The organism is Magnetococcales bacterium (assembly GCA_015228935.1).
Taxonomy (GTDB): domain Bacteria; phylum Pseudomonadota; class Magnetococcia; order Magnetococcales; family DC0425bin3; genus HA3dbin3.
The window spans coordinates 27,620-39,605 of the sequence record JADGCO010000009.1 but is presented as its reverse complement, the minus strand read 5'-3'; the positions used below and the strand labels follow the sequence as shown (position 1 = coordinate 39,605).

The 11,986-nt window shown below is 54.0% G+C and carries 12 protein-coding genes and 1 pseudogene; 4 read left to right on the top strand and 9 right to left on the bottom strand.

Translation table 11 applies throughout. From position 1 onward, the window contains the following. The first annotated feature begins 359 nt into the window (after positions 1 to 359). Complete coding sequence (locus tag HQL65_04330) at positions 360 to 641, top strand: BrnT family toxin (GenBank protein ID MBF0135443.1); 282 nt, start codon at positions 360 to 362, stop codon at positions 639 to 641. Between the two features lies 1 nt (position 642). Then, positions 643 to 915: pseudogene (locus tag HQL65_04325) on the top strand (antitoxin). A 39-nt stretch (positions 916 to 954) separates the two neighbouring features. Here HQL65_04325 and HQL65_04320 read toward each other — a convergent pair. The 5 genes from HQL65_04320 to HQL65_04300 form a co-directional block, all read right to left on the bottom strand. Next, entirely contained in the window at positions 955 to 1,197 is a 243-nt protein-coding gene (locus tag HQL65_04320) for a hypothetical protein (GenBank protein ID MBF0135442.1), read from the bottom strand. 267 nt (positions 1,198 to 1,464) lie between these two features. Next, positions 1,465 to 2,970, bottom strand: coding sequence for a 4Fe-4S binding protein (locus HQL65_04315; protein MBF0135441.1), 1,506 nt, complete (start codon positions 2,968 to 2,970; stop codon positions 1,465 to 1,467). Positions 2,971 to 2,991: 21 nt separating this feature from the next. Then, positions 2,992 to 4,014: a DUF362 domain-containing protein gene (locus HQL65_04310; GenBank protein MBF0135440.1), complete on the bottom strand. Its 1,023-nt coding sequence runs from the start codon at positions 4,012 to 4,014 to the stop codon at positions 2,992 to 2,994. 49 nt (positions 4,015 to 4,063) lie between these two features. Further along, on the bottom strand, positions 4,064 to 5,053 hold the full coding sequence (locus HQL65_04305; GenBank protein ID MBF0135439.1) for a hypothetical protein: 990 nt from the start codon (positions 5,051 to 5,053) through the stop codon (positions 4,064 to 4,066). 111 nt (positions 5,054 to 5,164) lie between these two features. After that, positions 5,165 to 6,367: an aldo/keto reductase gene (locus HQL65_04300; GenBank protein MBF0135438.1), complete on the bottom strand. Its 1,203-nt coding sequence runs from the start codon at positions 6,365 to 6,367 to the stop codon at positions 5,165 to 5,167. Between the two features lie 249 nt (positions 6,368 to 6,616). On the opposite strand from HQL65_04300, the gene HQL65_04295 reads away from it, so the two are divergent. Then, positions 6,617 to 7,561: a chemotaxis protein CheV gene (locus tag HQL65_04295; GenBank protein MBF0135437.1), complete on the top strand. Its 945-nt coding sequence runs from the start codon at positions 6,617 to 6,619 to the stop codon at positions 7,559 to 7,561. Here HQL65_04295 and HQL65_04290 read toward each other — a convergent pair. The 4 genes from HQL65_04290 to HQL65_04275 form a co-directional block, all read right to left on the bottom strand. Continuing rightward, entirely contained in the window at positions 7,546 to 9,264 is a 1,719-nt protein-coding gene (locus HQL65_04290; protein MBF0135436.1) for a sigma 54-interacting transcriptional regulator, read from the bottom strand. The genes HQL65_04295 and HQL65_04290 overlap by 16 nt on opposite strands. A 128-nt stretch (positions 9,265 to 9,392) precedes the next feature. Further along, positions 9,393 to 10,787: a CCA tRNA nucleotidyltransferase gene (locus HQL65_04285; GenBank protein MBF0135435.1), complete on the bottom strand. Its 1,395-nt coding sequence runs from the start codon at positions 10,785 to 10,787 to the stop codon at positions 9,393 to 9,395. Between the two features lie 77 nt (positions 10,788 to 10,864). Continuing rightward, the gene (locus tag HQL65_04280; GenBank protein MBF0135434.1) at positions 10,865 to 11,323 is read right to left on the bottom strand and encodes a PIN domain-containing protein; all 459 of its coding nucleotides are present in this window, start codon (positions 11,321 to 11,323) and stop codon (positions 10,865 to 10,867) included. After that, complete coding sequence (locus HQL65_04275) at positions 11,313 to 11,522, bottom strand: hypothetical protein (GenBank protein ID MBF0135433.1); 210 nt, start codon at positions 11,520 to 11,522, stop codon at positions 11,313 to 11,315. Before HQL65_04275 ends, HQL65_04280 begins: the two co-directional genes overlap by 11 nt. Positions 11,523 to 11,620: 98 nt before the next feature. Between HQL65_04275 and HQL65_04270 the strand changes: the two genes are divergently transcribed. Then, on the top strand, positions 11,621 to 11,986 hold a 366-nt coding region (locus HQL65_04270; GenBank protein MBF0135432.1), incomplete at its 3' end, for a tRNA (N(6)-L-threonylcarbamoyladenosine(37)-C(2))-methylthiotransferase MtaB.

The following is an 11,986-nucleotide window of genomic DNA, read 5'->3' as shown; positions in this document are numbered from 1 at the left end:
AGCCCATGACATTGTCCAACTCTTAACCATGTTTTTCTGTGAATATCCAAACCGATTGGTGATATATTTAACTGGAAGTCCTGGATCCGGGTCATTTTGTCATTTTGCTGGCCAGTAGAAAATGTTCTTTGCCTCTTTAATTTGGTCCAAAAGTTTAAAGCAATATTTATGCCAACATATCAACCACATCAGGCCATACCACCATAATCCATACTTCAGGACGTCCATTTTCCGGTGGTGCCCCTGAGCCGGATTTTGTACGATCAGGTCCTGTTGAATGAAGGTGGCCAACCAAAAAAAATTATGTCGATCCAGGCATAGCTTGATAACATGTGAGACGTTGGCATATCATGGAGCGAATGAAAGCAGTACGCTGGGACACTGGTAAAAATATTCGTTTGATATCAGAACGTGGCGTTTCGTTTGAAGATGTCCTTTCAGCCATGATGCACGGTGGTCTTCTTGACACCATTGAACACCCTAGAGGGGAAAAATATCCAAATCAACGAATGTTTATCGTGCGTATCCGAGAATATGTTTACCTGGTGCCATTCGTAGAAAACGACATCGAGGTTTTCCTGAAAACAATCATTCCAAGTCGCAAAGCAACTCGTATCTACATGACCAACAAGGCCAATTGATATGGACGAGGAACGCAGATTCGAGGAAGAAATTCTTGCTTCTTATGAACGGGATGAGTGGCATTCGGTTCCGCAGGTCAAGCAGGAAATCAATCGATACGTCTCTTATGCCAAAGCCTCCCAACACAAAGACAAACGTGTGAGTATTCGCATCTCATCCGGTGACTTGGAAAAATGACGAGCCCTGGCGATTGCGAAAGGCCTTTCCTTCCAGATTTTCATGTCCAGCATACTTCACAAGTTTGTCACGGGTCGTCTCGTTGACCAGACTTGAATGTCCAAGACCGATACAGTGAATATGCCGGATATCCTCTTATCCCAGTAACGTTTTCAAGGCGGGGAGTACGGTAGCAGCAATGACCATGGCCAGCATCCATTTAATGAGGATCAACTCGCTTTTGATTATTGCAGTATCTCCCTTGGTGGCCAACTCTTTCAATTGGTCGTCTTGAGCTTTCTTGAATGCTCCGACCATTCCCTTGGATTGCTCTTTGGTAAAACCAGATGCTTCAAGGGTCTCGACAAATTCAAGTGTATCAAATGAGGTAATGGCCATGCTGGTCGCTCCTTCTGTTGCCTGGTGCAACAAAAAACTGCTTTCGGTAAACCCGAAGGCTTGCAATTCCCTGATGCGAGCTGCGTGTCAAACGTGTTCGTCATTCTTCAGAATCCCCTGTCTGCTTCATCTTACCAAAATCCCATTGACTTTGCACGGCCAACTTGCATGATCCCTCCCCTGCCACGTATACAATTCATAACCAGTTTCACAAGTTTGCCACAGGTCGTTTCATCGAAGAGTGATGCCGGATGCGACCCCTCATAACTAAGAGATATCCCCTTTCAAGATCATACGATTGCGTTGGGAGCGGGTTTCGCCGACGGAGGTGACGCGAATGGCGGCCTGATCGACAACCGGGCATTTGTTTTCGCAAATGCCACAACCGATGCAACGGGCCGGCTCGACAAAGGGTTGTTTCAAATCAACCGGCTTTCCATCGCGGCCAGGAATGGTGACGCTTTGAAACCAGATGGCCTTGGGCGAGGTGGGACACATTTCCTCGCAGACAATACAGGGAATATGCATGGCCCAAGGGAGACAACGACCCCGATCAAAAAAGGCGGTGCCCAGCTTGATTGGATGGGTGTAGGGTTTGTTGCCGATTTTTTCGGCGATGGGCACGGGGCGAATCGCGGCGGTCGGGCAAACCTGGCCACAAAGGACGCAGTGATGTTCACAATACCCCTGAGTATTGATGAGGATCGGGGTCCATAGCCCCTCCAGGCCGGACTCCAGGAGAGCGGGTTGCAGAACATTGGTCGGGCAGACCCGCATGCAGGCGGCGCATTTGATGCAGCGGGCCAGAAAATCCGCTTCCGGCAGGGATCCGGGGGGACGGATGACGTCCGGGGCCGGATTGGAATAGGCCGAACGGGAAGTGCGGAGCATGGGATACAACGCCAGGGCGGTGACGCCGGTCTCCACCAGACGGCGGCGTCCCAGATCCAGGGGTTGCTGGACCGAACTGCGCGGCTGGGCCAGACCAAAATGCAGGGCATCTTCCGGGCAGGCCTCAATACAATTCATACAAAGGTGGCATTCGCTGACCCGCAACTCGGCATGCGGGTCACATCCTCCCTGGCAGAATTGCAGGCAGCGGGAGCAGGCCGAACAACGGTCCACGTCGCGCCGGATGCGAAACGGTGCCCGCAGGGAAAACACCCCCAGCAACGCCCCCAGCGGACACAATACCCGACACCAGAAGCGGGTCAAAAACCGGTTGGCCAACAATATGGCCAACACGAGCAGCGTGATTAAAATACCGCCATGAAAATAAGGCTGATGTTGATAAAAATCCCACGCCTTGCCATGCATGGCCGGCAGGATCGCCACAATCATGGAGCGTTCCAACAAGGCAATGGGATCGAGAAGACCGGTCTGGAGTGCCCCCATGCCTGCCAGAATCAGCAGGGCGGTCAATATATAATATTTTACCCGGAAAATGGGTCGATACGCATTGAGTTTGTAGGCATCCACCGGGCGGCGATGGTTGAAAAAATGGCTGATGCCCTGGTTGAGTATCCCCAACGGACAGACCCAGGAACAAAAAAAACGTCCAAAAAAAAGGGTTGGCAGCAGGATGACCAGCGACCAGGCCAGACCTTTGTAGAGGGTATGACTCGTCAAAAAGCCGCCCAAGGCGGTCAGGGGATCCAGCTCCAGAAAAAGGGAGGTTTCATAGCCACGCATGTGGCGAAAATCGTTCACCACCAGAAAAAACAGAAACAGGCCGAGAAAAAAAACCGCATGGTAACGACGCAAGGCTCGCAGATTGGGCAGTTGCATGGCGGGTCATCCGATCTGGGTCTGGGAGACGTTAAGCGTTTGCCAGTTGACACGCCCGAGACCCCGCGCCTCTCCCATGGCCAGAAAAGGCACCTTGTCCGGTTGCAGATCCAGAAATTGCAGACTGAAAGCATCCATGGCCACCTCATCCAGACCGGCAATCAGGGTGTTTTCCCGGCCAACATCGGCCACGCTCCCACCGGTAGGACCATTGCGTTTCAAGACGCGCGTGGCATCCATGACGGTCAAGGTTGGCCGCACCGCCGCCGCCAGATCGACGATGGAGGCATGAATATCCTGATGCAAACGGTTGCGCGTGCCACCGATCACCCCATACCAGTTTTTCATGGCCAGGGTACAGCCGCATAAAGAGTGATGTTTGACGATGGGCAGATTGATGACCTTGTCGGCTTCCAAAAAAAAACGCGACACCGGCCAGATTTTCAGCACGCTCCCCCCCATGTCGGTCCGCACAAAGTCCTCCTGGCGCGGCAGACGCATCTCCCCCCCCTCCTTGCGGATCGCGTCTTCAATCCCGGAACGGAAAAAGCAGCGATAGGGATCATTGAGAGAGTGATCGGTGACCCAGACGGCTTTGGCCCCGGCCTCCCGACAAAGACGCACCATGGCCGCGACCAGCTCCGGGCCGGTGTTGGCGGCCTGTTCCGGCTGCCGATCCCATCCGACGTTCGGCTTGAGGAGGACCTTGTCACCCCGTTTGATGAACCGGTCGATACCACCGAGCCGGGTTATGGCCTCCCGGGTCATGCGTTCCACCTGTTCGCCCCGTACCACGGCCATGACCGGAAACAGGTCGGATGCCGGAATCCGAAAATCCCGCAATTTATGAATCACCTCCGGCTGGCGGCGGATCGGTTCGGTGCTGTAGGCCAACCACCCCCCCGCTCCCAGGCCAGCCGCAATCCCCGTTGTCACGGCCACATCCCGCACAAACTCCCGCCGGCTCAGGACCGGTTGGGCCCGTTTGAAACCAGACTGCTTTACTGATTTTTTGGCATCAGGTTTCATGGCGGATCCTGCACACCGGACTGCTTTACTGATTTTTTGGCATCAGGTTTCATGGCAGATCCTGCACATTGGATGGACTTTTCCTGGTCACGTCAGGTGGTTGGGCGGCCTCTCCCATGCGTTGCAGGTGTTCCGGCTGGCAGGGGCCGAACACACCCAGCAACCGGTCTTGGCCAACAGCAAAAAACCAATCCCCCTCGTAGGGGTCGGTGACCCGGTAGATTTTGGCCTGACCCTGGGTTGCGCTGGTCTGATATTTGATTCCTTCACCCTGGAGAAACGCCAACATGGATTTTTCCAGGTCCTGGGTGGTTGCGGGGGTGCCATTGACCAAAAAGGCGGTACGGACTTCCCCCTTTTCCCCGGTGAAAATCCGTTCCACGACATTGTTCAAGAAGGCCATGCCGCGATAGTTTTCCTTGATGAACCGGGTTTCGCCGGTCGTGCCGAGATCAGGGAAGGCAAAAGTGAAACCGGAAGTCGCACCAGCCCGGGATTGAATCTTGCCGGCCAGCAGGCGTGCCGCTTCCAGCAGGGGTGTATCGGCGGCAAACGCTGCCAAGCGCACATAGTAGATGTCCTTGATGAACCCGAGGGTCCGGTCAGAAACAAAAGCCATGTCGCCGACATTCACGGCTTCGGCCTGGGAGCCTTTTTGATCCGTGAAAACCCCAAAAGCCTGCATGGGTTTGCCCATGTCATACACATCCGCCACCAGGGTGGGTTGACGTGCCCCGGGAGGCCCATACTCCACCACTGTCAGCCGGCGAAAACCCGCCCCGATGAAAAAATCGGCGTGACCATTGATATATTCATAGAGATTGGCCTCGGTATACTCCCGGATGGTGCCCATTTTTTTGAGCAACCCCAGTGTATCCGGAAACATTTTGGCCAATTCAGAACCCGGGTTGCCGCCTTTTTGAAAATCCAGCAAGCCCGGATCGTAGCGCTGGCCATCCATCCAGACGGCCAGCGCCACCAGGGGGGGCAATAACAACAGCAGGACCCGAACGGGCCAGGGAGGTGCCGGAGAAGCCATCACCATGCCATGGGCCAGGGAGTCATTCGATCAACATCAGCCTTGCAAGGAAATGGTGTCCCATGACACGCCACGTTTCGATGAGAACTCCTGAACTTTTTCACAAGCGACTCAGGTAACCGGGGCAAAAGAGAGTTGCCGATGGGCGGCCTGGAGTTTGGCGGCCACGGGCAGGCCATAGGCACACTGTTGATTGCAGGCCGCGCCGTCACAACCTCGACAGGCAGCCGCATTTTTTTCCAGAGCGGCATAGGATTGCATGGCCTGTTTTTCCTGTTGGTACGCTTCAAAATACATCTGGTAACGCAGGATGGAGGCAATGGGCACCTTTTCCGGACACCCTGCCTCGCAATCGCCACAACCCGTGCGGCAGTAATCCTGGCCATGGAGGGCGGCATACTGGTCGAGGAGCCTTTGATCCTGGGCCGTAAAAGCCTGCCCCGAAGCCGGCAGATAGAGATCCAGATGGCCGGTATTGGCAATCGTGACCACCAGACCCGCCACCTCGGGGTGTTTGAGAACCCATTTGAACGCCGCATGTTCGCTGACCCCGCTCAAATCGACGCCGCTCTCCTTGGCACCGGCGAGGGTTTTCATGGCCACCACGCCCACCCCCTTCTTGCTGGCGGCCTGGATCACTTCCGGAACCTTGGGAAATTTCATGAAATTGAAGGCCGGCATGATCACCTGGAAGTGTCCGGAGTTGACCGCTTCCATGAGGAGCCGTTCCATATTGTGGGGGCCATGGGAAGAGACGGCCAGAAAACGTACCTTGCCATCCTGTTTCAGCCGCTCGAAAGCCTTCAGCATGTTTTCGTCAAACAGCCGCTGCCGTTCCTTGTCAAAATCCGGATTTTCGCCAATACCATGCACAAATACCACATCCAGATAGTCGGTATGCAATCTTTTCAGACTGCCTTCGACTGCCGCCATATATTCCTGTTGGGTACTGCCCGTGGGGAGATGTCCGGGATAGGGTTTCGGCTGGCAGAATTTGGAAGCGATGTAAATTTTCCCCCGGTCCGGCAGACGCGGCAGGGCTTCACCGATCAGGGCTTCGCTGGTTCCGTAGTCGGGGGCCGTGTCAAAATAGTTCATGCCGCGCTCGACGGCCCGCAGGATCAGTGACGCCGAAGGCACTTTCCCGGCACCGAAGGAAATATCACTGATTTTCATGCCGGTGTTGCCCAGGGGACGATAATTTTTCACCCCGGCTTTCTGCTCGGTCTCGGCATTGGATGGAGTGATATGCCCTGCCACCGTAGCCACGGTCGCCATGGCCACGGAAGACTTGATAAAATCACGACGTTTCATGGCATTTTTCCTTGCTGGTTTTCCGGGTCACGGTCCACGACCGCACCTGGCATGATTTATTGCAGGTACACAGGGGACAATAAACAAGACACGCTTCTTCAGTATATTTTTTCCTGCATGTTTTTTGCAATCTCCTTTATACTGGCGGCAGGCATTTCTTCGGCTTTCCTCACATTTCCGATCTGTCGTGCATGCGCCCGGACGACCTGAAACAACAACCCTTTCATACCAAAGAGACAGGAATGATTCATGGATAACTTCATGAAGGAGATTGATCAGAGGAGCAATCTGGCTTTTTCCAACCAGATGGAAATGCTCACGTTTTTCCTCACCGATGCGCAGCAGTACGGCATCAATGTTTTCAAGATCATCGAGGTGATCGAAACGCCGAAAAACGTGACCGTCATGCCCCAGACCCACCCGGCCATTATCGGAGCGATCAACTTCCGCGAGCAGCTCGTCACGGTCGTGGACCTGGCCAGCTCCCTGGGCATGGAATCGGTGAATTTCCATGAAGGGGTCAGTTACGTCATTATTTGTGAATACAGTGGCTCCGTGCAGGGATTTCTCATCAGCAGTCCCAACAAACTGCTGACCCGCAGTTGGAAAGATATCCGGAGTCCCGGTCATGGCACGCAGAACTCGGGCTACTTGACCGCCCTGACGTATGACGACGAAGGAAAGTCCATCCAAATTCTCGATATTGAAAAAATCCTGTCTGAAATCATGGGAATCGAGGACGTTGTTCCCCCAGAAATGATTGAAGAGGGACACAAATTTGATTTGCACAATTTTCATGTTCTGGCGGTGGATGATTCACGGGCAGCCCGCAATCTTCTGGCCAATACCCTCGAACAAATCGGTGTCCAACATCACCTCTTCGATAGTGCCGAAAATGCTTTTGCCGCTCTGAAAAAATCCCTTGAGCCGGGTTCCCGTTTCCGATATTGCCTGATCATTTCGGATATCGAAATGCCCGGCATGGACGGTTTCACCTTTACCCGGCAGGTCAAGTCCAATCCTGAGCTGGCCAGAATCCAACTTGTCCTGCACAGCTCCATGAGCAATCAAGCCAACAAAGTCAAGGCCGACGCCGTAGGTGCAAACGATTTCATTCCCAAATTCAAACCTGAAAACATTGCCCGGGTGGTTCTGGAGCAGGTTGCCAGGGTCAAGGATCAGGGGATCTGCTGAAGATCCTGAATGGCCAGCTCCTGCATCTTGCGATAGAGGGTACTCCGGCTCACGCCCAGATTGCGTGCGGCCCGTGCCTTGACCCAACCAGATTTTTCCAGGGCATGGATGATCCGGTCGCGATCCTCTTCTGTGGAAACTGCGACCTTTTCCGGGATGATTCCCCGGGATGGCGACGCGGAGAGTTCGGGTGGCAGGTCCTTGATGTCAATATAGGAATCCCGGCATATGACAAAGGCGTGTTCAACGGCATGTTCGAGTTCACGTATGTTGCCTGGCCAGGGATACTCCATGATGACCTGCATGACCTGATCGCTCACCCCGACAATGGATCTGCCAAAGGTGCCATTGAACCGATGGATGAAATGGTCGAGTAACAGGGGAATGTCCTCCCGGCGATCCCGGAGGGGTGGAAGCAGAATTTCCACCACTTTCAATCGGTAATAGAGATCCTCACGAAACAGGCCCTGGGCAATTTTTTCGCGCAGGTTCTGGTTGGTGGCGGCGACCACGCGGACATCCACCTGCACGGTACGGCTCTCACCAACCCGTTCCAACTCCTTGTTTTGCAGGACCCGCAACAATCGGGTCTGCATCCGGGCAGAGACATCACCGATTTCATCCAGAAAGATTGTGCCCCGGTCGGCCAATTGAAACCGTCCGATCTTGTCCTTGACCGCGCCGGTAAACGCCCCGCGCACATGGCCGAAAAGTTCACTCTCCAGCAAGGTTTCCGACAAACCGGAGCAGTTGACCTTGACCAGGGTGCCGCGACTGCGGACACCGCGACCATGCAGGGCATCGGCAATACGTTCCTTGCCGGTACCGCTTTCGCCGGTCACCAGAACGGTGGTATCGACATCGGCAAGATTTTCAATGAGCGAATAGATATTCTGCATCTTGCGACTGCGGCCAATAATGCCATGAAAACCCTGGCGCTCCCCGAGATTTTTTTCCAGGGCTGCCAGCCGGGTCTCATCGCGCACCACCATGACGGCCCCAAGAAACTGGTTGGTTTTATCAAACAGAGGCGAGGCGGAAACGTCCACCATTTGCCCCTTCCGAACCGAATTGTCGCATTGCAGGCGGACCATTTCGGCGCGATCCTTGTTTTTGAACACGCGATCCAGGGCATCCAGGCAATGTCCATGGCAATGGCGATGTTCGCTGTTGAGCAACTGGCCTGCCTCATGGGCTGAAAAGCCGCAAATGCGTTGTGCAGCCTGATTGAATTCCATGATGCGCAGATTGGCATCCACGGTAATGATGGCATCCCGGACACTGTTGAACACAGCCGTCAGGCGATGTTGCATGCGTTCTTTGTCATCGCGCATGGTTTTGTGATCCAGGGCGGATTTGACCTGACGCAACAGGTTTTCCTTCAGGACCGGTTTGACCAGATAATCGTAGGCTCCGGCGCGCAGGGCCTCCTGCACGGTTTCCAGGTCGGGAAAGCCGGTAATGACCAGGACATAAGGGGCACTGGGACCGCGTTTCTGAACCTCCTTCAGCAGATCCAGACCGCTCTTGCCAACCATGTGGATGTCGGTGAAAAGCAGATCGAAGTCACCTTCATCCAGGGAGCGCAACGCCGCATCGTAATCCTCGGCGACCACAACGTCGTAACCGGAACTGGTCAAAAAAGACTGAAAAATAAAGCGGATCTGGGAATCGTCATCAACGACGAGAATTTTGTGTGCCATACCAACATCACTCCCCGATTGTCCGACCAGAAAAAACCTACACCACTCCCTGACTGTCCAACCAGAACAAAGTCCTGGCGTCATAACCGACACCCCTGACAGGAAACACACCGTGCGGTTTTTTTATTTTAAATTTTCCCCTCTTCCCGACAAATCCATTCCCGGACCTGGGCAACCAGGAATTCCCGCTGGTTACGGTTGGGATCCTGTCCTACCCATTCTACCAGACGTTGGCGCAACTGTCCCAGCCATGGACCAGGCGGAATGCGAACCATGTCGATGATTTCACCGCCGCTCAAGGCCAGATCCATGGGCCGCAAACGCAGCATGGCTTCACGGGTCAGGTGGCAACGACGCATGCAACGGGAAAATTCTTCGGCTGTTTTGAGTATTTCTTCGGGGGGAAGGTTGGGGACGGCCTCTTTTTTGGCCCGCAACAAACGGAACAACCCCTCCACCGGAATGGTCTGTTCGATCAGGCGACGCAGGCCCCGATCGGTGGGCATTTGATGGATATCCATGTGCTGGACCATGAAATTGATCCGGCGCTGGCGGCGTTTGGAAAACTGCAACCGGTTGAGAATGCCGGCATTGATGCGCATGGTTTCTTCATGAAACCCTGGATATTCAACAATTTTCCCCGAATCATCTTTTTTGGCGCACACCCCTTTGCCTGTTTGGTGCAACAGGGCGGCCCAGCGCAGATCCAGGAAGGAAACCTCTTCTTCGGGGGTGGGAGCCGTCATGTTCAGGAGCATGCGCAGGGAATTTTCCCAGGCAGTCTGAGAGTCACCCGGATTTTCCGGGCAATCGTGGATGGCCGCAAATTCAGGCAACAACTCCCTGCCCAATACCGAGCGAAACAGACGATAAACCATCTCCTGGGAAAAACGGTCCCGCAAGAGCAGCGTGAATATTTGATCAAACTCGGCCCGCACACGCTCCTGGGCCACCTGTGCGGGCACGGTCGCTTCGGAGCTTTGCAAATCGTCCGGATCCGGTTTGCCGGCCAGTTGCAGGGTGAAACGAAAAAAACGTAGCGCCCGCAGAGGATCCTCTTGCAGGGTATCGGCCCCGTTGACGAGGCGGATCACGTTGTTTTCGAGATCCGCCCGTCCATTGTAGGGATCGATCAGGGGACCATCCGGCCAACTGAACGCCATGGCGTTGACCGAAATGTCGCGATGGAACAGATCCTCGGCCACCGTGGCCGGATGCGAAGGACGGTGGCGGAAAGCGGAAATTTCCACCATTTTGGGATTTTCTTTGCGTTTCAGAGGCAACAACAGGCTGTTCTGCTTGGTGCCCATCACGGCACTGGCATATCCTGCATCCTGGAGTTTGCGCTGACAAAGAGGCAGGGCCTGGGAAACGAGAATCGTCAGCTCATCCGGTGCGGCCTTGTTGCGCAACGAATCCCGCAACGCATCCCCGACCAGAAAAATCGGACCGATCAAACGATCCAGATCGTCCAGAAGAGAGTGAACAAAAGGGGAAAGACCTCTTTGCAACGATAGATACATGGTTTCTGTCGGCGCACGGATCCTTCAGGGAGTTTAATTCAAGAACCTGCTAGAACCTGCTAGACTGCCCGATGAGCCTAGAGCAACTCTTGATCAACGTCAATGTCTGCACATCCTGACTTGAACTCCAGAAACGGATTGACAATGCGCAGGCGTCCCTCAATCCATTGGTCATGTTGGAGATCTTCCGTATAAAGGAGCGTGCAGTTTCCTTGCAGTGCGCTGGCGATGATCAAACTGTCCCAAATCGAGAATCCATACCGGGCACGCACATCAAACGCCTTATGCAGCACTGGTAACGAAATCAATAGTACGTCACAATGCCGCATCATGGTTGCCACGCTGTTTCGGATCCAGGACTCCTCCACATGATGCTTCACCATGGCAGAATAATATTCGCTCAACACCTGAGTGGTGATGACACATCGGGGAATTGTTTCGACCAGGTTTGCAGCAACATGCCCTTTGGCATCACTGTTCTGATCCAGGTGAGCATAAATCCAAATGTTTGTATCTACAAATGATTTATCGTTCATGCAGCTTGTCACGAGAATAAATGGATCGCTGTTTGATTGGCCAACGTTGATAACGAGGCGAGGAATCTGGCAAGTGGTCACTGACAACCTCATCCAAGGGCAGAATGGTCACCTCCAGCCGTTGATGGTGCAAGTGCGAAGGCAGTTTCAGGATCAACTGTTCAGGTGCATCCTCGATAATTTCACGTATGGCCTGCATTTTATCCCCCTTTCTCCCCTGAAAGAATATTTCCAGAACTCTTCCAAAGCCTGCATGGCAGTTTGACATATTCTGGTCAAAATTGCCTGGATCAATCGATGCTCACGAATCCGGATCAAAGAACAGACAAAAAATTGGTTTTCGTCACCTTGGGATGCCGCGTCAATCAGTTCGAAAGCGACGGGCTGTGTCAGGCCGGGCGCAAGGCGGGGTATGGCCTGGCCAAATCCGGCGAAACAGCGGATCTGGTGATCTTCAACACCTGTTCGGTGACGGGCGAGAGTGAGCGGCAGGCCCGCCAAGCCATTCGCCGGGCCGTGCGGGAACATCCCGGTGCCCGGATCGTGATCACGGGATGTTACGCGCAGCGCGATCCTGAAACGCTGGCGCAAATTCCCGGGGTGACCCTGGTCCTGGGCAACACGGAAAAAAATCGCCTGTTTTCCTTGTTGGACAATCCAGAT

Excerpts from the sequence above, each read along its gene's own strand:
- HQL65_04330 (MBF0135443.1), top strand. The coding sequence starts at position 360 with ATGAAAGCAGTACGCTGGGACACTGGTAAAAATATTCGTTTGATATCA.
- HQL65_04320 (MBF0135442.1), bottom strand. The coding sequence starts at position 1,197 with ATGGCCATTACCTCATTTGATACACTTGAATTTGTCGAGACCCTTGAA.
- HQL65_04310 (MBF0135440.1), bottom strand. The coding sequence starts at position 4,014 with ATGAAACCTGATGCCAAAAAATCAGTAAAGCAGTCTGGTTTCAAACGG.
- HQL65_04305 (MBF0135439.1), bottom strand. The coding sequence starts at position 5,053 with ATGGCTTCTCCGGCACCTCCCTGGCCCGTTCGGGTCCTGCTGTTGTTA.
- HQL65_04300 (MBF0135438.1), bottom strand. The coding sequence starts at position 6,367 with ATGAAACGTCGTGATTTTATCAAGTCTTCCGTGGCCATGGCGACCGTG.
- HQL65_04295 (MBF0135437.1), top strand. The coding sequence starts at position 6,617 with ATGGATAACTTCATGAAGGAGATTGATCAGAGGAGCAATCTGGCTTTT.
- HQL65_04290 (MBF0135436.1), bottom strand. The coding sequence starts at position 9,264 with ATGGCACACAAAATTCTCGTCGTTGATGACGATTCCCAGATCCGCTTT.
- HQL65_04285 (MBF0135435.1), bottom strand. The coding sequence starts at position 10,787 with ATGTATCTATCGTTGCAAAGAGGTCTTTCCCCTTTTGTTCACTCTCTT.
- HQL65_04280 (MBF0135434.1), bottom strand. The coding sequence starts at position 11,323 with ATGAACGATAAATCATTTGTAGATACAAACATTTGGATTTATGCTCAC.
- HQL65_04275 (MBF0135433.1), bottom strand. The coding sequence starts at position 11,522 with ATGCAGGCCATACGTGAAATTATCGAGGATGCACCTGAACAGTTGATC.